Below are 22,750 nucleotides of genomic sequence, written 5' to 3' on the forward strand. Positions count from 1 at the left end.
GGGAATGAAGTGGAACAACGGACGCTGGCCGACGGCGGCTCAGGACTCGGCGTGAGCGCGCTGTGCCTGGGCACCATGTACTTCGGCACGACGGTCGACGAGGAGCGGGCGTTCGCCGTCCTCGACCGGTTCGCCGAGGCGGGCGGCACGTTCATCGACACCGCCAACACCTACTCGTTCTGGGTGGCCGGCGGCACCGGTGTGGAGAGCGAGGAGCTGCTGGGGCGGTGGCTCGCGTCCCGCGGGATCCGCGACCGGGTCGTGCTGGCCACCAAGGTAGGCGCGCTGCCCGACCCGCCGGGCGCGTCGTGGCCCGAGCACGCGGAAGGCTTGACCCGCGAGGTCGTGCGGGCGCAGGCGGAGGCGAGCCTGCGCCGTCTCGGCACCGACCACCTCGACGTGTACTACGCCCACATCGAGGACCGCCGCACGCCGCTGCACGACACCGTGGCCACGTTCGCGTCGCTGGTGACCGACGGCCTGGTCCGTGTGACGGGCCTCAGCAACCATGCGGCGTGGCGGGTCGCCCAGGCGCGGGAGATCGCGAGGGCCGAGGGGCTGCCGGGGTTCACCTGCGTCCAGCAACGCCACACCTACCTGCGGCCGCGGCCTGGTGCGGGCTTCGGCGCCAACCCGCACATCAGCGACGAGATGCTCGACTACGCCCTGTCCGAACCCGACCTGACGGTGCTCGGCTACTCGGTGCTGCTGTCCGGCGCCTACACCAGGCCCGACCGGCCGTTGCCCGAGCAGTACGACCACGAGGACAGCGGGCGGCGGCTCGCCGTGCTGGCCGACGTGGCCCGTGAGCTGGGCGCGACGCCGAACCAGGTGGTCCTCGCGTGGCTGATGGGCGGCGATCCGCCGGTGCTGCCGGTGCTCGGCGTCAGTTCCGTGAGCCAGCTCGACGAGTGCCTCGGCGCGCTCGACCTGGTGCTGGACGACGAACTGCGCCAGCGCCTCGACAACGCGCCCGCACCCATCCCCGCGAGCTGACTTCCGCGCACATACGATTCAAAATCGATGCGCTGGAGGTGGGCTGTGGAGTGGAGTGCCGGCGCGGTCGCGCGGATGCTCGGCATCTCGCCCACGACCCTGCGCACGTGGGACCGGCGGTACGGTCTCGGGCCCAGCACGCGGCACGAGGGCAAGCACCGCCGCTACAGCGAGGACGACGTCGAGCGGCTGAAGCGCATGGTCGAGCTGACCGGGTCCGGCGTGGCGCCCGCGTCGGCCGCCGCCTCGGTGATGCCGTCCGGCGACCTGGACTTCGAGGCCGCCGCCGACCTGCTCGACGCGGCACGGATGCGCCGGGTCGCCGTCGGCCTGATCGCCCGGCACGGCGTCGTGCACACCTGGGACGCGGTGCTGATGCCGTTCCTGGTCGCGCTGGGCGACCGGATCTCGTCGACCGCCTGCGGTGTCGAGGTCGAGCACGTGGCGAGCGGCAGCATCTCCGACGCGATGCGGGTGTCCGGGGTGGCGTTGGGGGAGCCGTCGGTGGTGCTGGCGTGCGCGCCGGACGAGCAGCACAGCCTGCCGTTGGACGTGCTGGCGGCCGCGCTCGCCGAGAAGGGATGCGTGTCCCGCAACCTCGGAGCCCGTGTGCCCGCCGTCGCGCTGGTGAGCGCGGCGAATCGGCTGGAGCCGCGGGTCGTGTTCGTGTGGGCGCACGTCCGGGTGTACGCGGAGCAGGTGCCGCTGGCGGACCTGGGAGACGTTCCGGTGCTGGTCGGAGGGCCGGGGTGGGACGGCATGCCGTTGCCGGAGGGCGTTGAGCGGGTGGCCACGCTCGGCGCTGCCGTTGAAACGATTTTGAATCGAATCTAGACTCTGGGTATGAGCCTCGCCGACCGCATGATCCGCCTGCTGTGGGCGGTCGGTGGCGAGGACGTGGCCGAGCGGGTCCTGACCGCTCACTGGCGCGTGCTGCCGTCCGACGATCCCGCGGGACGTGCCCTGCGCGGGCGGTTGGTCGAGGCGCTGCGGCGGGAGGTGCCCGGCCGGTCCGACGAGATCCGCCAGGCCGTGCTGGCCGACGAACTGTCCCTGCTCGACGACGCCGAACGCGCCGCGCCGAGCCGCGCCACGGTGCTCGCCATCATCAGCGCCCTGCCTGCCGGGAGTTCCTCATGACCGCGTTGCCGTTGCGCCATCACCCCGTGCGGGTGCTGTTGGTGTTCGTCGCGGCGGTGGTCGTGGCCGCCGTCGTCGGGTCGTTGTTCTCGGTGTCGGCGGGAGCCGAGTACCTGGCGCTGCGCCGGCCGTCGTGGGCACCGCCGTCCTGGCTGTTCGGTCCGGTGTGGACGGCGCTGTACGGGCTGATCGCGGTGTCCGGCTGGCTGGCGTGGCGGCACGGCGCCGCGCGGGGTGAGCTGACGCTGTTCGGGGTACAGCTCGTGCTGAACGCGGCGTGGACACCATTGTTCTTCGGCCTCGGCTGGTACGGGATCGCGTTCGCCGAGATCGTGGTGCTGTGGCTGACGATCGTCGCGCTGACCGTCGTGTTCTGGTGGCGAAGCAGGGCCGCCGCGCTGCTTCTCGTGCCTTACCTGGCGTGGGTGAGCTTCGCGGCGGCTCTCAACGTCTCGATCGCCACGCTCAATTGACTCGTCGATCGCAGAGCCCCACATGAACGGCGCTTCTGCCCACCTGACGTGGACAGAAGCGCCGTTCATCGTGTGCACGTCGCCACGCTCAACCGGCGGTGTTGGCCGGGATGAGCTCCCTGAGCACCTCCATGCCGGTGACCGACGGCGCCCCCGCCGGCTCCGGGCCGAGCACGCGGGCGAGGACGGGTCCGAGCACCTCGCGGAAGAAGCGGTCGGCGTGCTCCTTGGTCTCCCAGACGGCGATGACGCGGAACTCACCGTCGACCTGGCAGGCGTAGCGGGCCCTGAGGCCGTCGGGGACGCCCGAGTTCAGCGCCTGGTCGAGCTGTTCGAGGGACTTGGTGGGCGGGGTCGCGATGGTGAGCCACATGGTGTTCCTCCCTGGGTTGGCCGTGGCTCAAACCTAGGAAGTTCGCGCTGGTCAGCCATCCGCCGGAGTACTCGGTCGGGTACTCATCCACGCCGCGATCTGGCTGCGCGTGCTGAAGCCGAGCTTGGTCAGGATGTGCTGGACGTGGTTCTGCGCGGTGCGTTCGGAGATCACGAGCCGGTGGGCGATCTGGCGGTTGGTCAGGCCCTCAGCGACCAGGCACGCGACCTCGTGCTCGCGGCTGCTCAGCTCGGTCGTCGTGAAGGCCGTCATGCCGAGGTCGCGGATGGCGCGGTCGGCGGCGCGCTGCACGGCGTCGGCGTCCTTGCCCAGCGCGCGCAAGGCGGCGGCGAGGTGCCAGCGGGCGTCGGCCGCGAACGCCGGGGCGCCCGCCCTCGACGCCTCGTCGACGGCTCTGGCGAGGTCGGCCGCCGCTTCCGCCGGGCGGCCCAGCGCGAGGTACCCGCGACCGAGCGCCAGCGACACCGGGCCCATGTAGGCGACACCGTTGCCGGCCGCGTGCTCACCGCGGTACGCCTCCAGGTGGGGCAGGACCTGGGTGAGGTCGTCGAGCAGGCCCAGCCCTGACGTGACGAGCACGGCGTCGACCAGGCCGGGCACCACGAAGAACGCCGGCAGGTCCCACTCCGCGATCGGGCCGGTGCGGCGGTACCACTCTGCCGCCTCGTCCCGGAAACCCGCGCGCAGCAACAGGAACGCGCGCGTCACCTTCGACATCAGCTGGAAGCGCGGCGGCGGGGAGTGGAAGTGGCGGGCCAGCGCCAGACCGTCCTCGGAAACGCCGAGGTGGCACGCCAGCCCGCACTGCAACGCGAAGTACGCGCCGGAGGCCGGTTCGCGTTCGATCACCCGCATCCGGTCGTAGGCCCGCCGCCCGACCTCCTGGGCCTCGGCGAACCGGCCCTGCGCCTGGGCGAGGCAGGCCGTCACGACCTCCAGGTGCCAGCGGGGCACCTGACCGCCGACGCGCTCGCAGGCCAACGCCAGCGCGGGCAGTTCTTCCTGCGCGGCAGCGAGTTCGCCGCTCTCGATCAACGCGTGGATCCGCCACAGCGAGCCCCACATCGCCCCGCGTGGGCTGCGGGTGCGGTGGGCCAGGTCGATCATCTCGGTGGCGATCCCGAGCCGTTCCGCGCGGCCAGCCGGACCGGGGCAGGCCTCCTGCCTCGCGTGCAGGGCCTCGGCGAGCGCGCGGTCGTCGCCACAGCCGCGTGCGAGGTCGAGCGCCTCCCGGCTGAGCTCGTCGAGGCGGTGCTGTTCGCCGCGGTAGAACGCGAGGTGGCTGCGCTGGGCGAGCAGCCGGGCGCGGGTGGCGGGGCTGACCTCGTGGCGGAGTGCGTTGTCGCACAACGGGGTCGCCACCGCGTTCACACCGGATCCCGGTGCCGCCTCGAGCACCAGGGCCGCCTCGGCGATCTGCTCCGGTGTCGTGGCGAGCTCGGCGGCCCGCTGGGCGGCCTGCACGCACCCCGCGAGGTCGCCGGCGAAGTACGCGGCTCTGCCCAAAGCGACCTGGATCTCGCAAGTGTCCTCAATGGACGCCGCCTGGCGGTAGAGGCGCACGCCTTCTTCGTAGGCCAGGCGCCGGACCGCGTCCTCGGCGGCACGGATCGTCCACACCCGCGCTTCTTCCGTCGCGCCGCAAGCGGTCCAGTGCCGGGCGACGTCGGCGTAGCGTGTGCTGTCCGTCATCGCCTCGGCGATCCGGCGGTGGATCGTACGGCGCTCGGCCGTGGTCAGCGAGGCCTCGACGGCGTCACGGGTCAGCGCGTGCACGAACCGGTGCCCGGTGGCGTCGATCAACGTCGTCGCCTCGTCCAGCACGTCGAGAGGCTGACCGGACGCCGCGGCCGCGAGGTCGACGTCGAAGTCGCGGCCGATCAGCGCGGCGGTCTTGATCAGCTCCCGCGCCGGTGGGCTGAGCCGGTCGAGCCGGGCGGTCACGATGTCGCGGACGCTGCGGGGCGGCTGGTCCGGCCGCCACGTGCCATCGTCGACAGCGCGGGCGATCTCCGTGACGAACAAGGGATTTCCGCTGGTCAGCGACGTGACCTCGGCCGCGCGTTCAGGCCCGACGAGCTCTGCCACCTCGTCGGTGGACAGGCCGTGCAGGTCGATGCGGACCGCCGAGCGCATGAGGTCCGCGACGGCGGGACACGGGTCGCGGAACGTCGCGAAGATCAGCACGGAACGCAGCTGGGTGGCGAGGTGGGCGAGGACCAGCAGGGAGGCTTGATCGGCCCAGTGGACGTCCTCGACGATGATCACCAGGCCGGCGCGGTCCAGCGCGGCCGCGACCGCGTCGAACACCCGGAACCGGTCCTGCGGCACCTCGGCGTCGTGCGCCAGCACGAGATCGGGGTCGGAGCCGGTCGCCTTGAGGACCTGCCGCCACGGCCAGAACGCCGGTGCGCCTTCGGTTTCGACGCAATGCCCCCACACGACCTCACGGCCGAGCGCGAGCGCGTGCCCTGCCAGCTCCTGGGCCAGCCTGGTCTTGCCGATGCCGGGCTCGCCGCCGCACAGCACCAGCCCACCTGTCTCCGCCTCCAGCCGCGCACGCACCATCGCGAGTTCCCGGCCGCGTCCCACCACCCTCACGTCAGGGATTATCGCGCCCGAGCCGGAAGGTGTTTCGCGAAAATCGGTTGAGAGACCTCGTCTCCACCACCATGATATTGGTGTCTGCGCAGCTCAGAGGCGTAGAAAATGCATTTGCACAATGGTGGAGATGGGGCTGTGGAGCCCCGCCCGTCTGTAAAACGGGAGCCTCGGCAAAGGCGGTTCGACTCCGTCCTCCACCACCACCGCGTTGCGCCACCGGGGTGACCCCTGGCAACGACCGCCTTCCTCCTCGCGACTTACCAAGGGAAGGAAGGGGGAACAACGATGTCGATCGATGTTCAGCAGCCACGGGCCCTCGGCCTGGTGGGCAGCCACGTCCAGATCGCGGGCACCGCGGGCGGGGCGTTCGAGGCGCAGTTCAACTACCGGATCCACGAGGGGCACGACGAGGTCACCGGCGGGTTCACGGCAGGTGACGGCACCGGCGGCCACGGCCAGTTCCAGGTCAGCGTGGACGTGTCGGGTGCGTCGTTCGCGCTCGACCGGCTCTTCGTCGAGGTGTTCTGGGTGTCGCCCAAGGACGGCGCCGAGCTCGACAAGATCATCGTGCCCGTCGTGTACGGGCCGCGGATCGTGCCGGGGTACCGCGTCTACCAGGAGTACACGATCGGACCCGGCGACACCCTGTGGTCGATCGCCACGCAGTTCTACGGCTCCGGCAACCTCTACACGCGGCTGGTGCGCGCCAACCCGCACGTCATCACGGACCCGAACGTGATCCACCCCGGCGATGTGATCCGAGTTCCGCAAGCCTGATCGGGCGCCAACAACGCGATCTGGAGCGCCGCCACCGCCGTGCACGGCGTGGCGCCGTCGACGGGCCGGTGTGCTGATCGCTCTCACCGGACCCGTGGGCACCATGGCGCTCGACGCCATGAGTATGCCGCTTCCGCGATGCTCGTCCGAATGATCCTGCGGCCGCTGAACCAAACGAGAGAACCTCGAACGTCGCTCAAAGGGGACATCGGGGAAGGGCTCGAATTCCTGTGCAGGGAACCCGCGGTCCGGCTCTTCACCGCCTTGGGCCGGTGGGGGTGGATCAGTGGTGGCTCGCGGTCGTCAGCACCGCGTTGTGGGGCCTGACCTCGCCGATCGTGATCGGCAACGGCTGACGGCGCGGCAGCCCGCACAGCCGCTTTGGTGATCACGGCGCTACCGCTCGTGTTCGCCCTGGGATCGGGTGGTCGAAGGTGAGGCGGCGGCCGGGTCGTGAGTTGGGACACGGGCTCAAGTGATCCTGTGCCCGAGGACCTGGTTGCTTGTTGGTTTCATACAAACCACGCTGCTCAACTCGCTTCGATCTAGCGGTTTTCCTACCGGGTAGTAGACGAGAGTGTGTACATCGATTGAGCGGCGACTGCCGCTGAGGTTTGTACGTCCGCGAGGAGCCAAGTCGTTGTTCAGTCGTGTAGCGATCGTCAACCGCGGGGAAGCCGCAATGCGGCTGATCCACGCCGTCCGTGAGCTCGCCGCCGAGTCAGGGGAACGGATCGAGACCGTCGCCCTGTACACCGATGTCGACAAGTCTGCGCCCTTCGTCCGGGAAGCCGACCTGGCCTACAACCTCGGCCCGGCTGCCGACCGCCCGTACCTGAACCTCAAGGTGCTGGAGCAGGCTCTCGTCGAGACGAAGGCGGACGCGGCGTGGGTCGGGTGGGGCTTCGTCGCCGAGATCCCCGAGTTCGCCGAGCTGTGCGAGAAGGTCGGCGTCACGTTCGTCGGACCGTCGGCGGAGGCGATGCGCAAGCTCGGTGACAAGATCGGCTCGAAGCTGATCGCCGAGGAGGTCGGCGTTCCCGTCGCGCCGTGGAGCCGCGGTGCCGTCGAGAACCTCGAGCACGCGCTGAAGGTGGCCGAGGAGGTCACCTACCCGTTGATGCTGAAGGCGACCGCCGGTGGTGGTGGCCGCGGCATCCGCAAGATCACCTCGCCCGAGGAGCTGGAGGAGAACTTCGACCGCACCAGCATGGAGGCCGAGCGCGCGTTCGGTTCCGGCGTGATGTTCCTGGAGCGCCTCGTCACCGGCGCCCGCCACGTCGAGGTGCAGGTCATCGCCGACGGCCAGGGCACGGCGTGGGCGCTCGGCGTCCGCGACTGCTCGGTGCAGCGGCGCAACCAGAAGATCATCGAGGAGTCGGCGTCCTGCGTGCTGGAGCCTTCGCAGGTCGAGGACCTCAAGGCGTCGGCGGAGCGGCTCGCGAACGCCGTCGGCTACCGCGGCGCGTGCACCGTCGAGTTCCTCTACCACCCCGGCGAGAAGCTCTTCGCGTTCCTGGAGGTCAACACCCGCCTGCAGGTCGAGCACCCGATCACCGAGATCACCACGGGCTTCGACCTGGTGAAGGCCCAGCTGCACGTGGCGGGCGGCGGCAAGCTCGAAGGCGCCAAGCCGGTCGAGCTCGGCCACGCCGTCGAAGCCCGCCTGAACGCCGAGGACCCGGACCGCGACTTCGCGCCGTGCCCCGGCACGATCGTCCGGCTCGAACTGCCCGCGGGCCCCGGCATCCGCGTAGACACCGGTGTGGCCGAGGGCTCGCAGATCCCCGCCGACTTCGACTCGATGATCGCGAAGATCATCGCGTACGGCCGCGACCGCGACGAGGCGCTCGGCAAGCTGCGCCGCGCCATGGCCGAGACGACCGTGATCATCGAGGGCGGCACGACGAACAAGAGCTTCGTGCTGGACCTGCTCGACGAGCCGGCCGTGATCGACGGCTCCGCCGACACGTCGTGGATCGACCGCGTGCGCGCCGAGGGCGGCCTGATCTCGCACCGCCACTCCGCGATCGCCCTGGCGGCGGCCGGGATCGAGGTGTACGAGGACGAGGAGCAGATCAACCGCACCGAGCTGCTGGCGTCCGCGCACGGCGGCCAGCCGCGCACGAACCACGAGGGCGCGCGCAGGCTGGAGTTCGTGCTGCGCGGCCAGCCCTACGTCGTGCAGGTCGCTCGCGTCGGCGCCACCAAGTACCGCGTGGGTGTCGCCGCGGCGGACTCGGACAACGTGCTGACCGGTGACGTCGACGTCGAGCGCTTCGACCACCACGTCGGCCAGATCACCGTCAACGGCACGCGTTTCCGCGTCGTCACCGGCACGTCCGGCCCGGTCCACCAGGTCGAGGTCGACGGTGTCACCCACCGCGTCACCCGTGACGAGGGCGGTGTTCTCCGCTCGCCGATGCCCGCGCTGGTCGTCGCGACCCCGCTGGAGGTCGGCGCCGAGGTCGAGGCCGGGGCGCCGGTGCTGGTCCTCGAGGCGATGAAGATGGAGACGGTGCTGCGCGCGCCGTTCCGTGCGCGGCTGAAGGAGCTCAACGTCGTCGTCGGCACCCAGGTGCCCGCGGGTGGCGCGTTGCTGAAGCTGGAGGAGGTCGAGGACGCGGACGGCGCCGCCGTCGTCGAGAAGTCCGAGTCCACCGTCGAGCTGGAGCTGCCGGCCCCGCGCACCGGCGTCGCGCCGGAGGAGATCGCCGCCCGCGGTCTCGAGGACCTGCGGAACCTGTTGCTGGGCTTCGACACCACGGCCGCCGACACCGAGCGCGTGCTGTCGGACTACATGGGCGCGCGGCACGACCTGCTGGAGCGGCCGCTCGTCGAGGAGGCCAAGCTGCTCGGCATCTTCGCCGACCTGTGCGACCTCTCCCGCAACCGTCCCGCCGGCGAGGAGACCAAGCCGGAGAACCACATCCACTCTCCGCGCGAGCACTTCCACACCTACCTCAAGACGCTGGACGCGGACCGCGCCGCGCTGCCGGAGAGCTTCCGCGCCCGGCTGCGGAACGTGATCGGCCACTACGGCATCACCGAGCTGGAGCGCACGCCGGAGCTGGAGCAGGCCGTCTTCCGCATCTTCGTGGCGTTGCGCCGCGGTGTGTTCGACGCGGCCGTGGCGACGACCCTGCTGCGCCAGTGGGTGCAGGAGGCGCCGCCGGTCGAGTCCGAGCGCGTGCAGGTCGGCTTGGTGCTGGAGCACATCATCGCCGCGACGCAGGTCCGCTACCCGGCGGTGGCCGACCTCGCCCGCAGCGTCGTCTTCACCTGGTTCGCGCAGCCGCTGGTGCGCCGCAACCGCGCCCGCGTGCACAGCGAGGTCCGCAAGCACCTGATCCACCTCGACTCCCGTCCCGAGGCCGCCGACCGCGAGGAGCGGATCGCGGCGATGGTGGCGTCCGCCGAACCGCTGGTGCGCCTGCTCGGCCAGCGCATCGGCAAGCCCGGCGCGGACAACACCCCGTTGCTGGAGGTGCTGGCCCGCCGCTACTACACCAAGAAGGCGCTGGAGAACCCGCGCGTGTCGGGTGCGTTCTTCATCGCGGAGAACGCGCCGGAGAAGACCCGGCTGGTCTCGACCGCCGTGGAGTTCCCCGCGCTGTCGGACGCAGTCGGCCAGGTCGTCGCCCACGGCAACGGCAGCGCGGTCGTCGCGGACCTCTACGTCAACTGGGCCGACGGACCGTCCGATCAGGACGAGATGGCCGCGGGCCTCGGTGCCGCGCTGGCAGCGCACCAGCTGCCGCCGACGATCACCCGCATCACCACCACGGTGGCGGGCCGTCGTGGCGAGTCGATGCACCACCACTTCACCTTCCGCCCGTCGTCCAACGGGTTCGCCGAGGAGAGGCTGGTGCGCGGGCTGCACCCGCGCATCGCCGAACGCATGCAGCTGGAGCGGTTGCGGGAGTTCGACCTCACCCGCCTGCCCTCGCTGGACGAGGACGTCTACCTGTTCCGCGCGGTCGCGAGGGCCAACAAGTCCGACGAGCGCCTGGTGGCGCTGGGCCAGGTGCGCGACCTGACGCCGTTGCGTGACGACGACGGCCGGATCGTGGCGCTGCCCGCCGCCGAGGACGTGCTGGCGACCTGTCTGGACGGCATCCGCCGGGCCCGTGCGCAGGCCGGTGGCCGGACGCGCCTCGCCACCAACCGGGTCGTGCTGTACGCGTGGCCGCCGACCGATCTGTCCTCTTCGGACCTCGACGCGGTGGCCACCCGCGTGGGCCCGACGACGACCGGCCTGGACCTGGAGGAGGTCCTGTTCCTGGCGCGCCGCAAGGACACCACCACCGGCGAGCTGACCGACATCGGCGTCCGGATCGCGAACGACGCGGGCTCCGGGGTGTCGTTCTCGTTCGTGCAGCCGCCGACCGAGCCGATCCAGCCGCTCGACGACTACCGCCAGAACGTCCTGCGCGCCCAGTCGCGTGGCACGATCTACCCGTACGAGCTGGTCGACATGCTCGTCGGCGACGGTGGTTCGTTCGTGGAGCACGACCTCGTCGACGGCGCCCTCGTGCCGGTGGACCGCCCGCGCGGCCGCAACAAGGCGGGCATCGTCGTCGGCGTGGTGACCACGCCCAGCGCCGCTTACCCCGAGGGCATGAAGCGCGTGGTGCTGCTGGGCGACCCGACCAAGTCGCTGGGCGCGCTGGCCGAGCCCGAGTGCTCGCGGGTGATCCACGCCCTGGACCTGGCTTCGGAGCTTTCCGTTCCGCTGGAGTGGTTCTCGCTGTCGTCCGGCGCCAAGATCTCGATGAGCTCCGGCGTCGAGAACATGGACTGGGTCGCCGCCGCGCTGAAGCGGATCGTCGAGTTCACCCAGGCCGGTGGCGAGATCAACGTGGTGGTCAACGGCATCAACGTCGGCGCCCAGCCGTACTGGAACGCCGAGGCCACGATGCTCATGCACACCAAGGGCATCCTGGTCATGACCCCGGACTCGGCCATGGTGCTGACCGGCAAGCAGGCCCTGGACTTCTCCGGCGGCGTCTCGGCGGAGGACAACTACGGCATCGGCGGCTACGACCGCGTCATGGGCCCGAACGGCCAGGCGCAGTACTGGGCCCCGAACCTGCGTGCGGCGTTCGACGTGCTGATGGCGCACTACGAGCACAGCTACATCGCGCCGGGCGAGTCCGGCCCGCGCCGGGTGCCCACTTCGGACCCCTCCGACCGCGACGTCTCGTCGTACCCGCACGTGGTCGCCGACAGTCCTTTCGCGACGGTCGGTGAGATCTTCTCGTCGGAGGCGAACCCGGACCGCAAGAAGCCGTTCGACATCCGCACGGTGATGCGTGCTGTGAGCGACCAGGACCACGACGTCCTGGAGCGCTGGGCGGGCATGGCCGACGCCGACACCGCGGTCGTCCAGGACGTCCACCTCGGCGGCATCCCGGTGACGCTGCTGGGCATCGAGTCGCGCGGCGTGGCCCGCACCGGCTTCCCGCCCACCGACGGCCCGGACACCTACACCGCGGGCACGCTGTTCCCGAAGTCGTCGAAGAAGGCGGCCCGCGCCATCAACGCCGCCTCGGGCAACAGGCCGCTGGTCGTCCTCGCGAACCTGTCCGGTTTCGACGGCTCCCCGGAGTCGATGCGCCTCCTGCAGCTCGAGTACGGCGCCGAGATCGGCCGCGCGATCGTCAACTTCCGCGGCCCGATCGTGTTCTGCGTGATCTCGCGCTACCACGGCGGCGCGTTCGTGGTCTTCTCGAAGGCCCTGAACCCGTCCATGACGGTGCTCGCCGTCGAGGGTTCCTTCGCCTCGGTCATCGGCGGCGCTCCTGCCGCGGCCGTGGTGTTCGCCCGCGAAGTCGACGGGCGCACGGCCAACGACCCGCGCGTGAAGAAGCTGGAGGCCTCCGTGGCCGAGGCCTCGGGTGCCGAACGCGCGGCCCTGACCGCCGAGCTGGCGGCAATGCGGCAGTCCGTGCGGACGGAGAAGCTGAACGAGATGGCGGCGGAGTTCGACCGGGTGCACAGCGTGCAGCGCGCGGTCGAGGTCGGGTCGGTGGACGCGATCATCTCGGCTGCCGAGTTGCGGCCGGCGATCATCAAGGCGATCGAGGACGGCCTCGCGCGCTAGTGCTTGAATGGGAGGGCCCGGTCACGGTGTGGCCGGGCCTTTCTCTTCTGGCCGGATGACGGTCAGGCGGCGTCGATCTTGAACGGGTCGTGCTCGCTCAACAGCTTGTCCAGCCGCGCTCTGTCCACCCGGCTCGTGATGTAGGTGTCCTCCTGCCGATCCCTGATCACCTTGGCCAGTGTGAACGCCGACGTGACCGTGTAGAGCATCGCGATTCCCAGAAACGCGCGCACCCACCCGTCAACGGGCAGGAACACGACTCCGATGCCGACGGCGGTCAGCGAGAGCCCGAACGACAGGACCGCCTGCATGTAGAAGGCAGAGCTCGTCGGGGTGTGCGAGGGCGCGGAAGAAGTCATGATCCCGAGAGTCCTGGGTCACACCCGCGCTGTCATGAGTACAGCTACTCATTCGTGACACCGAACGGGATGTGCACGCACGGCACGGTCTGGATCAGGTGACCGCGCTGGTCGTCGAAGAAGATGTGCGGCTTGAGCACGTCGAGGATCGGCGCTTTCCGCAGGCCTCCCAGGAAGAACGCGTCGTTCACCGTCAGCCCCCACGCCTTGAGGCTGTTGATCGCGCGCTCGTGTGCCGGTGCCGAGCGGGCCGTGACCACCGAGACTCGGATGCGGTCCTCGGCCTGGCGCTGGATCCGGTTGATGCCCGCGAGGAAGTTCCTCAGCGGGCCGGGATCGAGTGGTGTCACCACGTTCGTGGCTTCGTGCTCCTGGAAACGGTCGAGGCCGCCGGTCTGGTAGATCCGTTCCGCCGCGTCGTCCGCCAGCACGCCGTCGAAGTCGAACGCGATCCGCAACGCCGGATCGTCGTCGTCGATGAAGGACGACGCCAGCACCTGGCCGGCGGGCATGCCCGCCAGGGTCGCCTTGCGGACGTCGTCCGAGTTGGCGGACAGGAACAGCGACATGTTCAGCGCGGGCATGAACTCGTGCGGCGCGCGGCCCTCGGTGAAGATCGCGCGGGTGATCGCCAGTCCGTGGTGGGCCGCGGAGCGGAGGATGCGCAGGCCGGTGTCGGGGGAGTTGCGGGACAGGACGATGACCTCGACCAGTGGCCCCAACGAGTTGAGCTGCAGCAGTCGCCGGATGAACGGGAACGCGACACCGGCGGCGAACGGCTCGTCGAGGTGCGCTTCCTGGTAGGCGCGGTAGGCCTGCTCGCCCTCGGAGTGGAAGACGGCGTCGGACGCGGAGAGGTCGAACAGCGCGCTCGACGCGATGCCCACGACCAGCAGGTTCTCAAGGCTGGGAGCCACGGCACCAGATCGTACGGTGATCCCGGCGCACCGGGATCACCGTCAGGTCAGTTGAAGTGCCACTGCTGGTTGGCGGTGCCGGCGCAGTCCCAGAGCTGGAGCCTGGTGCCGTCCGCCGAGCTGGGGCCGGTGGCGTCGAGGCATCTCCCCGAGGCCGCGTTGCGCAGCCGGCCGTTGGCCTCGGAGGTCCACTGCTGGTTCGCCGCACCGGTGCAGTCCCAGAGCTGCGTCACGGCGCCGTTGGCCGTGCCGGACGCGTCCAGGCACTTACCCAGAGCCCGCAGCGTCGTGCCGCCGCGGGTCCACTGCTGGGCGTTGGTGCCGTTGCACGTCCAGAGCTGCACGGCGGTGCCGTTGGCCGAGTTCGCGCCCGCCACGTCGACGCACTTGCCGCCGTAGCCGGTGATGGTGCCACCGGGCTGTGGGGTGCCACCGGACGCGGTCTCCCAGATGGCGTTGAGCAGGCTGGTGCTGTTCGTGGTGTCCTGGGAGAGCTCCCAGTTCATGATGCCGCCCGCGTTCGACAGCGCCCACGTCGTCTTGCGCCGGATCGTCGGCAGGCCGTTGTAGCAGTTGCCGTTGTAGCAGTCGCGGTTGGCGTTGGCCGGGTCCTGGCGCACGAGGTCGGCGTAGGAGAGGTAGGTCGGGCGGCTGTAGAACGGCACGCCCAGCACGGCCTTGCTCGCGGGCAGGCCGCGGCTCTTCCAGAAGTTGACGCTGTTGATCGACCAGTCGTAGTTCGCGTGCGGGCTGCCGCCGTCGTAGGCCATGATGTTCAGCCAGTCGACGATGCCGAACACCGCGGGCTGAACGCCGTTCGCGGTGCCGCCCTCGGAGACGACCGCCGCGGTGAGCAGCTTGCCGCGGCTGTGCAGCGCGTCGCCGAGCTGCCGCATCAGCAGCGTGAAGTTGTCGCCCTCGGCACCGGGATCCGGGTACTCCCAGTCGATGTCGACGCCGTCGAGGTCGTACTGGTTGACGACGTTGATCAGCGAGTTGACGAACGTCGTGCGGCCGTTCGCGCTGGCCGCCAGGAACTCGAAGTTGTCGTCGTTGCCGTTGTTCCAGCCGCCGACCGCGAGCGAGACCTTGACCCCGTTGGCGTGCGCGCCGCTGACGAGCTGCTGCAGCTTGCCGGGCTCGGGGATGCCCTGCAGCGTGCCGTTCGCGTTCGGCAGCGCGAACGAGTAGTTGATGTGCGTGAGCTTGTTGTAGGGGATCGAGCCGAAGTTGCCGGACCACGAAGGCTGGTAGCCGACGCTCTTGAAGCCGGGGGGATACGCGGCCTGGGCGGCAGGCGCGATGACCGTCGTTGTCGCGGCGGCAGCGGCCAGCGCGAGGCTGACGGCGCCGAGGCGGGAGCGGAGTGAACGCATTGCAGGGGTTGCCTTCCACTTTCGTCGTGCGCCCACCTCGACGTTAGTGGTCTAGACGGGTTGTCGGGAAGATCAACTGGCGACCGGAACTGGTTCCGGTCGCCGTTCAGGGAATCAACGCAGGTAGGACGCGCCGTTCACGTCGATGATCGTTCCGGCCGCCCACACGGCTTCCGGCTGTGCGAGCCACGCGACCGCCGCGGCGACCTCCTCGGGCTCGGCGACGCGGTTGAACGGGCTCTGCGCCCGGATCGCGTCGGCCTCAGGGCTCGCGAGGAAGTCCGCGACCATGTCGGTGCGGACGAAGCCCGGCGCGACACCGGCGACCGCGATGCCTTGTGGCGCAAGGGACAGCGCGAGCGACTGGGTCATCGCGTGCAACCCGGCCTTGGCCGCCCCGTACGCGGGCGCGTCGGGCTCACCGCGGTAGGCGCCCCTGGAGCCCACGTTGATGATCCGGCCGCCCTCGGTCATGTGCCGGACCGCGTGCCAGGTGAGGTCGGCGGGACCGAGCAGGTTGAGCTCGATGGTGCGGCGCCAGGCTTCCTGCCACTCGGCGAAGCTCGTCGTCGCGATCGGGTGGTTGAAGTAGACGCCGGCGTTGTTGACCAGGACGTCGAGGCCGCCGAGCTTCGCGACGGTCTCGGCGACGATCTGCTCGGCCTGGTTCGCGCCGAGGTCGCCCTGGACGGTCACGTGCCCCTCGCCGGGCAGGTTTTGGGCGACCTCAACGGCTTTGGCTTCGTCGTTGCGGAAGTGGACGGCGATCCGGTGGCCGTTGCGCGCGAGGGCGTGGGCGATGGCGGCGCCGATGCCGCGCGATGCTCCGGTGACGAGGGCGTGTCGGGTCATGGTCCTAGGGTGCCTGGTTGTCGATCATCCATTTGCCGTTTTGCTGCACCAGCGTGTACGTGTTGCGCTCGGTCATCGCGACGTTGGCACCCTGCATGTACTGCACCGTCACCGTCACGACGTTGTCGCCCTGCGGTGCGGGGTTCGACAGCTGGACACCCGTGTAGTCGCGCCAGAACGTCTGGTACTTCTCGAAAGTCAGGCCGCGGCCGGACTTGAACCTGTCGGTCAGCAACGACCAACCGGTCTGCAGGTCGCCGGGGATCAGGGCGTAGTACGCCTCGATCGCCTGCTGTGCGGTCTGCGGGCCCGCTGGCGGGTTCGGGGAGTTCGTCTGGGGGTTGGACTGGGGCTGCGTCTGAGGCTGGGTCTGCGCCGGGGTTTCGGTCGTGGTCTGGGACTGGGGCGGAGTCTGCGGCTGGGACTGCGACTGGGTCTGGCTCGTGGTCGGCGCGGTCGAGGCGCCCGAGGCCGACGGGTTGTTCCGGTTTCCCTTGGGCCACAACAGGAACGAGCCGACGCCCACAGCCAGCACGAGGATCACGATCGCGATGGGGACCAACGGGAACTTGCGCCGCTTCTCCTCGGGTTCCGGCTGGGCGGGAACCGGGGCGGGTGGCGGTTCCTCTTGTACGGCAACGGGTTCCGCGGCCGGAGCCACCACGGGCTCCGGCTCGGGCTCCGGTTCGGGCACGGGTTCCGGTTCTGGCTGTGCCTCCGGCCCGGGCCGCGCCTCCTGTTTGGCCTTCTCCTCCGGCAGTGCCTCGACCGGCAGCTCCACCGTGGCCGGGATGACCGCCGTCGCCTCGGACACCTCCGGCGACTCGTTCACCACGGCGGCCAGCAGGTGCACGGCCTCCTCCATGGTCGGCCGGCGCTCGGGTTCGTTGGCCAGCAACCGGAACAGCACCGGAGCCAGCAGCGGGCCGGCGTTGGCGGGCGGCATGAACGACCCGCTCGCCACGCGGTGCAGCATCGCGATGTGGTTGTCGGCGGCACCGAACGGCGGGGTGCCCTCGACGGCGTTGTACAGCGTGGCGCCGAGCGAGAAGACGTCGGAGGGGAAACCCGCCTCGTCGCCGCGGGCGACCTCGGGGGAGAAGAAGGCGGGCGTGCCGACGGTGCCCGTCGCGGTGGCGGTGCCGTCGTCTGTGGCGCGGGAGATGCCGAAGTCCGTGATCTTGACTTCCTGGTCGCCGATCAGGACGTTGCCGGGCTTCACGTCGCGGTGCTGGATGCCGTGGCGGTGCGCGGCGGCCAGAGCCGCGGCGGTGTAGCAGCCGATGCGGGCGACCTCGCGGGGCGGCAGCGACCCCTGCTCGGCGATGACGGCGGCGAGGCTGCGGGAGGGCAGATACTCCATGATCAGCCAGGGCTGCCCGTGCTCCTCCACGACGTCGTAGACGCGGATGGCGTTCGGGTGCTCGAGGCGCGCGGCCAGCCGGGCCTCGCGCATGGCTCTGGCGAGGGCGCGTTCGACCTTGGCTTCGTCGTGGCCGTCGAGCGCGAGCAGTTCCTTGGCCGCCACTGTGCGGTGCAGCTGCTCGTCGTAGGCCTGCCAGACGACCCCCATGGCGCCCTGACCGACCTTCGCCTGCAACCGGTAGCGGCTCCCGATGAGCCTGCTCTTCTCCTCCACGCGTGTGCTCCCGTCCCCTTTGATCACCCGCAGTGTGCCGGTTGCCGCGTTCGCCGTTGACTGTAACCCCATATGGGGGTATATATGGGGTTATGCCGAAAATCAACGTGTACCTGCCCGATGACCTGGCCGAAACGGTGAAGGACCTGAACATTCCGGTGTCGGCCATCTGCCAACGTGCGCTCGAGGTGTCCGTCAAGCGGATCACGTCGGTACGGGGGCTGACGGTCGCCGACCTCGACGGCGAACGGGGTTCGCAGCTCACCGAACGGATGCGCACCGTGCTCCGGCTCGCGGCCGAGTCGCCCGTGGTCACCACGGCGGAACTGGCGCAGGCACTCGTCGACGAGGGCGGCAACCTGGGCCTGGACGTGCTGCGCGCGATCGACATCGATCCGCGGACGCTGCGGTTCCCGTCCGGGCCCGCCGAGGGGACGGGGTTCGCCCAGGACGCGGTCAACGCGCTGGAGCTGGCCGTCGTCGAGGCCATGTCGCTGGGGCACAACTACGTGGGCTGCGAGCACCTGCTGCTCGGCATCATCGCCGAACCGGACGGCAGGGGCGGCGAGGTTCTCCGCGAGCTCGGCGCGGATCTCAAGGGCACCCGTCGGGCGGTGCAGACCGCGCTCGCCGGGATCGTGCACCTCAAGAAGCAGCAGCAGGCCACGCCGGACGCGGCCAAGGTGCTGCAAATGATCATGACTCGGCTGGACCGGCTGGAGAAGCACGTGGGTATCGGCTGACGAGTTCCGCGCCGATGCGGGCGAGGTGTTCCTTCACCGAGTCCGGTGACTCGACGGTGATCAGGCCGCCCCACCCGGCGACGTTGCGGGCGATGTCGAGCGGGCGCGGTGCGGTCAGCTCCACCCTGACGTTCTCCCCGGCGTCGCCGAGCACCGTGCAGTGGCGGCCGTGCATGTCCTGGAAGACCTTCAGGAACCGCGCGGGCACCAGCATGATCGCCGCGGTCTCCGAACGGCGTTGCTCGACCTCTGTGACGACCGAGTCCCACGCCTTCGTGAGCTCGAAGTCCGGTGGTCTGCTCGACGGAGTGCCGGTCAGCGTGGCGCCCAGGATCCGGTCGATCCGGAACGTCCGCCGGCCGTCAGGGGTGCCGGCGAGGAAGTACCAGATGCCGTCCTTGTCGACGAGTCCCCACGGGTCGACCACGCGTCCGGTGGGGGCGGAGCCGCGTTTCTGGTAGGTCAGGCGCACTCTGATCTGCTGCACGACGGCCTGTTGCAGCACCGACACCAGAACCGGTCTGTCCTTCGTGTCGTCGCCCCAGCCTGCGGAGTCGACGACGACCGCCGAGGCCGCGGCTTCCGCGTCGGCGCGGAACGTCTGCGGCAACGCGCGGACGAGCTTTCTCAGCGCCGACTTCACCTGGGGCGCAACGGAAGCAGCTGGTCCTGCGATCAGGAACAACGCCTGCGCCTCCGCCGCGGTCAGCCCGCTCAGGTCGGTGCGGGCGCCGCCGACGAGCGACCAGCCGCCGCCCCGGCCCGGTTGGGGGTACACGGGGACGCCCGCCGCGGACAGCGCTTCGAGGTCGCGGCGGGCGGTCGCCGTGGACACTTCCAGCTCTTCTGCCAGCTCGGCGGCGGTGATGCGGCCCCTGGCCTGCATCAGGAGCAACGTGGCTACCAGTCGGTCTGCGCGCATTTCTTGAGGTTCCTCGGAAAAGTGCTCACTGGATGAGCACTTTACGGCCGAGCCTGGATCGCGACACCGAAATTTTTCTGGGAGGGATCCGCGATGTTGCGAGGCATGTCGACCGTGACGTTCTACGCCGACGACGTGGAGGAGGCGCGTGCCTGGTACGCGGCGTTCCTCGGGATCGAGGCCTACTTCGAGGGACGCACGCCCGACGGGCAGCTGGGGTACGTCGAGTTCCGCGTCGGCGACTACCAGGCCGAGCTCGGGTTGTTGCAGAAGCGGCTCGAGGTGACACCGTCGGACGGACCGTCCGGGGCGATCCTGTACTGGGCCGTCGACGATCTCGAGGCGACGTTTGCCCGGCTGCACGAGCTCGGGGCGAAGACGCACGACGAGCCGCGGGTGCGGGGTGAGGGGTTCGTGACCGCGTCCGTCGTGGACCCGTTCGGGAACATCATCGGGATCATGACGAACGTCCACTACATGGAGGTTGCTGAGCAGAACCGGGACAAACGTCTCGGGTGACCCGCATATCCTGCGCAGATGACGCGCCTCGCCATCACCGGTCATCGTGGCCTTTCCCTCGAACTGGAGGGGGAGGTCGACCGGATGATCCGGGCCGCGGTGGCCGAGAACACTGCGGTTGGCGAGAACACTGCGGTCGCCGGGAACACTGGGGTGGTGGGCGTGTCGTGTCTGGCGGACGGGGCTGACGCCGTCTTCGCGCAGGCCGTGCTGGATGCCGGTGGTTCGCTCGTGGTCGTGTTACCCGCCGCGGAGTACCGCGCGTCGCTGCCGGAGGACTACCGGCCCGTGTTCGACGCGTTGCTCGCACGTGCCGGCAAGGTCGTGCGGCTGCCGTTCGTCACGCCCGACTCGCACGCGTACATGGAGGCGGGCAAGCGGATGGTCGACGAGTCCGACTCGCTGCTCGCGGTGTGGGACGGGCTGCCTGGGCGCGGGCCGGGTGGCACCGCCGACGTGGTCGCCTACGCGAGGTCGAAGGGCGTGCCGGTCACCGTTGTCTGGCCTGAGGGCGCGATCCGGTGAGGACTCGCCACAGCACTCGCCACAGCACTGCCGGGCGGACGAGCGTCGCCGGGTGGTCCACCATCTGCGAGACGCGGATGAAGGCGCGGTAGACCTGCGGGTTGCCGGGGATCACCTCGAAGAGGCGGCGGGCGTACCACTGCAGGAACCGCGTGGTGAGGGGCAGTTTCTTCTGGCTCCAGCCCAGGTCCGTCGTCGTCGCGGACATCCACGGGATCTGCGCGGCCTTGGCGACGGCGTGTTGGAAGACGAGCGGTTCCTTGGCCAGGTCGTGGTCCTGGAGCAGGTGTCGCAGCTCGGCGCAGTTCAGGGCGGCGAGGGTCATGCCGTGGCCGTGGACGGGGTTGAGCGAGACGACCGAGTCGCCGAGCGCGAGGAGGCCGCGTGGCCAGTTCGGGACCTTGTGGAACCGGTTCCAGCGGCTGCGCAGGTTGGCGGCGCGGTGGATCGGGGACGCAGGGGTGGCCGTCTTGATGATCTCGGCGATGTCCTGACACTCCAGCGTTGTGGCGTAGGCGAGGAAGCCGTCGTCGTCAGTCGGGGCGACGTCGCCGCCGGCGCCGAACAGCGTGACGAACCACAGTTGTCCGTCCACAGTGGATACCGCGCCGCCGCGTTTCGTGGTGGGGGCGTGGGTGATCTCGCAAGTGGTCTTCCAGTCGAGCGGGAGGTCGTCGTTCACGTGGTAGAGGCGTGAGGTGTAGGCGAGGTGGCCGTTCACGATCATCGGTGCCGGGCAGTGGACGCCGAGCTCCGCGAGCCACGAGACGAGCTTGCTGGTGCGACCGGACGCGTCGACCACGAGGTCCGCGTAGTCGGTGAACGGCTCGCCGGACCGCCTGCCGTGCACGCCGGTGACGGTGCCGCGGTCGTGCAGCAGGCCGTCGACCGTGACGCCGTCCACAAGGGACACGTTCGCAAGCTTGAGCACCCTGCGGCGGATGATCCGCTCGATCGTCACGCGGGTCGTCGACGGGACGGTCAGACCGATGGGGTCGCGGGGTGCCCAGCCCGCCGGGACGCGGCTGGCGAAGTCGCTTCCGAGGTCGGCCTGGACGGCGCCCGCTGCCCGCAGTTCCGCGCCGAGACTGGGAAAGAGCGCTTCGAGCACCTCGGCGCCGCGGGCGAGCAGGGCGTGGGGGTGATGGGCCTGCGGAGTGCCTGAGCGATGCCCGGCGTCTGCTGGGATCTGGTCGCGTTCCACGAGCACCACGTCGCCGTACGACTCGGACAACACCCTGGCCGCCAGCAGTCCCGCGAAGCCGGCGCCGATGACCAGGGCGCGGTCGGAGTACATGGCGCACATGCTGGCAGAGCCCAGCTACCGGATCGATCCCCCAAAAGTCCCTTGCGAGAGTTTCGCGACGAGTTCCGCGCGGCTGCGCACGCCGAACTTCGCGAAGACCGATTTGAGATGGTCCTGCACCGTGTACGGCGAGATCGTGAGCCGAGCGGCGATCTCCGAGGTCGACTGCCCGGCCAGCACCTCGTGGCAGATCTCCTGCTCGCGGGCGGTCACGCCGTGGGCCTTGAGCAGCAGCCCGGTCAGTTCCGCGCCGGACGCCCTGCTGATCGTCACCGCGGCCTCGAAGCCGTTGTCGGAGACAAGTTCGCTGGCTTCGAGGAGGATCCAGCCGCCGTGGGCGTCCCTGACCCGCGCACGGAACGTTCCGGCGCGCGCACCGGCCGCGGCGGCGCGCAGCATCACCGCGAACCGGCCCGGCGCGATCTCCTCCATCTCGTCGCGCCACTGGTTCGCGGAGGCGGTCGACGCGCGGATCGTGCCGTCCTGGGCGACCACGACGATGGCGGGCGTGCCGGCTCGCCGGGCCGCGGTCCTCGCCGCGACGCGGGTGGCTGACCCGAGCGCGGGCGCGACCGAGGCGACGAACTCCAGCTCACGGTCGGTGAAGTCGCTGGTGCGGACCATGCCCGCGGCGCCCCAGCACGTGCCGTCGGCCCGGAACAGCGCGCGCAGTTCGTGGCTGAGCCCGAGCGGGCGCCAGACCTCGTTGAGACGGGTCGAGCGCTGGTCCTCGAGCCTCGCGACGGTGTCGCCGCGCTGGGCGAGCGCCGCGAACGTGTGCGGCTCGCCGGGGGTGTACTCGCAGGTCGCGAGGAGCGGTTCGTACTGCTGGGGGATGCTGTTGACGCCGCTGGTCATCGAGCTGATCACGCCGGAGTCGGGGTCCATGGACGCCCAGCAGGTGAGCTCGCACGGGACCAGGCGGTCGACCAGTGCGATGGCGGCGGCGTGCAGCTGCGCGACATCCAGCCCGGCGCTCGCCAGGGCCGTGACGTCGCGTCGCACGCCCTGCGCACGGCCTTCCCACATGGTTGGGAGTATGCGCTCGCGACGCGTTCCCCGTGCATCCCAGTTTTCCGGGATGTGCCTGGTCGGCCGATGC

At 70.2% G+C, this 22,750-nt stretch carries 19 protein-coding genes and 1 tRNA gene; 10 read left to right on the plus strand and 10 right to left on the minus strand.

Annotated features, from left to right (window positions below; all coding sequences use genetic code 11):
• The first annotated feature begins 9 nt into the window (after nucleotides 1-9).
• The 4 genes from JOD27_RS05820 to JOD27_RS05835 are packed head-to-tail and all read left to right on the plus strand — an operon-like array spanning nucleotide 10 to nucleotide 2,609.
• Entirely contained in the window at nucleotides 10-996 is a 987-nt protein-coding gene (locus tag JOD27_RS05820; protein ID WP_307829917.1) for an aldo/keto reductase, read from the plus strand.
• Between the two features lie 27 nt (nucleotides 997-1,023).
• Nucleotides 1,024-1,830 (plus strand): MerR family transcriptional regulator, encoded by an 807-nt coding sequence (locus tag JOD27_RS05825; RefSeq protein WP_204761010.1) that lies wholly within the window; start codon nucleotides 1,024-1,026, stop codon nucleotides 1,828-1,830.
• 9 nt (nucleotides 1,831-1,839) lie between these two features.
• Complete coding sequence (locus JOD27_RS05830) at nucleotides 1,840-2,136, plus strand: hypothetical protein (RefSeq protein WP_204761011.1); 297 nt, start codon at nucleotides 1,840-1,842, stop codon at nucleotides 2,134-2,136.
• Nucleotides 2,133-2,609: a TspO/MBR family protein gene (locus JOD27_RS05835; RefSeq protein ID WP_204761012.1), complete on the plus strand. Its 477-nt coding sequence runs from the start codon at nucleotides 2,133-2,135 to the stop codon at nucleotides 2,607-2,609. Before JOD27_RS05830 ends, JOD27_RS05835 begins: the two co-directional genes overlap by 4 nt.
• A gap of 88 nt (nucleotides 2,610-2,697) precedes the next feature.
• Here JOD27_RS05835 and JOD27_RS05840 read toward each other — a convergent pair whose 3' ends face one another.
• Nucleotides 2,698-2,982 (minus strand): hypothetical protein, encoded by a 285-nt coding sequence (locus JOD27_RS05840; RefSeq protein ID WP_204761013.1) that lies wholly within the window; start codon nucleotides 2,980-2,982, stop codon nucleotides 2,698-2,700.
• A 51-nt stretch (nucleotides 2,983-3,033) separates the two neighbouring features.
• A complete protein-coding gene (locus JOD27_RS46445; protein WP_204761014.1) occupies nucleotides 3,034-5,604 on the minus strand; it encodes an ATP-binding protein in 2,571 nt (856 codons plus the stop codon).
• Nucleotides 5,605-5,727: 123 nt separating this feature from the next.
• On the opposite strand from JOD27_RS46445, the gene JOD27_RS05850 reads away from it, so the two are divergent.
• The 3 genes from JOD27_RS05850 to JOD27_RS05860 all read left to right on the plus strand — a co-directional run bounded on the left by JOD27_RS05850 (nucleotide 5,728) and on the right by JOD27_RS05860 (nucleotide 12,490).
• Nucleotides 5,728-5,810: transfer RNA gene (locus tag JOD27_RS05850), tRNA-Tyr, on the plus strand.
• A gap of 82 nt (nucleotides 5,811-5,892) precedes the next feature.
• On the plus strand, nucleotides 5,893-6,384 hold the full coding sequence (locus JOD27_RS05855; protein WP_204761015.1) for a Gmad2 immunoglobulin-like domain-containing protein: 492 nt from the start codon (nucleotides 5,893-5,895) through the stop codon (nucleotides 6,382-6,384).
• A gap of 640 nt (nucleotides 6,385-7,024) precedes the next feature.
• Nucleotides 7,025-12,490, plus strand: coding sequence for an ATP-binding protein (locus JOD27_RS05860; RefSeq protein WP_204761016.1), 5,466 nt, complete (start codon nucleotides 7,025-7,027; stop codon nucleotides 12,488-12,490).
• Nucleotides 12,491-12,552: 62 nt separating this feature from the next.
• On the opposite strand, the gene JOD27_RS05865 is transcribed toward JOD27_RS05860, so the two are convergent.
• From JOD27_RS05865 to JOD27_RS05885, 5 genes are all read right to left on the minus strand, one after another.
• Complete coding sequence (locus tag JOD27_RS05865) at nucleotides 12,553-12,849, minus strand: YiaA/YiaB family inner membrane protein (RefSeq protein WP_204761017.1); 297 nt, start codon at nucleotides 12,847-12,849, stop codon at nucleotides 12,553-12,555.
• 44 nt (nucleotides 12,850-12,893) lie between these two features.
• Complete coding sequence (locus JOD27_RS05870; protein ID WP_204761018.1) at nucleotides 12,894-13,766, minus strand: 5'-nucleotidase; 873 nt, start codon at nucleotides 13,764-13,766, stop codon at nucleotides 12,894-12,896.
• A gap of 47 nt (nucleotides 13,767-13,813) precedes the next feature.
• A complete protein-coding gene (locus tag JOD27_RS05875) occupies nucleotides 13,814-15,142 on the minus strand; it encodes a glycosyl hydrolase family 18 protein (protein ID WP_204761019.1) in 1,329 nt (442 codons plus the stop codon).
• A 114-nt stretch (nucleotides 15,143-15,256) separates the two neighbouring features.
• The gene (locus JOD27_RS05880) at nucleotides 15,257-15,994 is read right to left on the minus strand and encodes an SDR family NAD(P)-dependent oxidoreductase (RefSeq protein WP_204761020.1); all 738 of its coding nucleotides are present in this window, start codon (nucleotides 15,992-15,994) and stop codon (nucleotides 15,257-15,259) included.
• Nucleotides 15,995-15,998: 4 nt separating this feature from the next.
• Nucleotides 15,999-17,633, minus strand: coding sequence for a serine/threonine-protein kinase (locus tag JOD27_RS05885; protein ID WP_307829918.1), 1,635 nt, complete (start codon nucleotides 17,631-17,633; stop codon nucleotides 15,999-16,001).
• A gap of 92 nt (nucleotides 17,634-17,725) precedes the next feature.
• Here JOD27_RS05885 and JOD27_RS05890 point away from each other — a divergent pair, with 92 nt between their 5' ends.
• The gene (locus tag JOD27_RS05890) at nucleotides 17,726-18,376 is read left to right on the plus strand and encodes a Clp protease N-terminal domain-containing protein (protein ID WP_204761022.1); all 651 of its coding nucleotides are present in this window, start codon (nucleotides 17,726-17,728) and stop codon (nucleotides 18,374-18,376) included.
• Here JOD27_RS05890 and JOD27_RS05895 read toward each other — a convergent pair.
• Entirely contained in the window at nucleotides 18,330-19,298 is a 969-nt protein-coding gene (locus tag JOD27_RS05895; protein WP_204761023.1) for a helix-turn-helix transcriptional regulator, read from the minus strand. The genes JOD27_RS05890 and JOD27_RS05895 overlap by 47 nt on opposite strands.
• Before the next feature lie 93 nt (nucleotides 19,299-19,391).
• On the opposite strand from JOD27_RS05895, the gene JOD27_RS05900 reads away from it, so the two are divergent.
• Both JOD27_RS05900 and JOD27_RS05905 read left to right on the plus strand, forming a co-directional pair.
• Nucleotides 19,392-19,817 (plus strand): VOC family protein, encoded by a 426-nt coding sequence (locus JOD27_RS05900; RefSeq protein ID WP_204761024.1) that lies wholly within the window; start codon nucleotides 19,392-19,394, stop codon nucleotides 19,815-19,817.
• A gap of 18 nt (nucleotides 19,818-19,835) precedes the next feature.
• Complete coding sequence (locus JOD27_RS05905; RefSeq protein WP_204761025.1) at nucleotides 19,836-20,342, plus strand: hypothetical protein; 507 nt, start codon at nucleotides 19,836-19,838, stop codon at nucleotides 20,340-20,342.
• On the opposite strand, the gene JOD27_RS05910 is transcribed toward JOD27_RS05905, so the two are convergent.
• Nucleotides 20,308-21,639 carry an FAD-dependent oxidoreductase gene (locus JOD27_RS05910; RefSeq protein ID WP_204761026.1) on the minus strand — a complete coding sequence of 444 codons (1,332 nt, stop codon included), beginning with the start codon at nucleotides 21,637-21,639 and terminating at the stop codon, nucleotides 20,308-20,310. The two genes, JOD27_RS05905 and JOD27_RS05910, sit on opposite strands and share 35 nt — an antisense overlap.
• A 24-nt stretch (nucleotides 21,640-21,663) precedes the next feature.
• Complete coding sequence (locus JOD27_RS05915; protein WP_204761027.1) at nucleotides 21,664-22,677, minus strand: helix-turn-helix transcriptional regulator; 1,014 nt, start codon at nucleotides 22,675-22,677, stop codon at nucleotides 21,664-21,666.
• Nucleotides 22,678-22,750 lie beyond the last annotated feature (73 nt).

Source organism: Lentzea nigeriaca (assembly GCF_016907955.1).
Taxonomy (GTDB): domain Bacteria; phylum Actinomycetota; class Actinomycetes; order Mycobacteriales; family Pseudonocardiaceae; genus Lentzea; species Lentzea nigeriaca.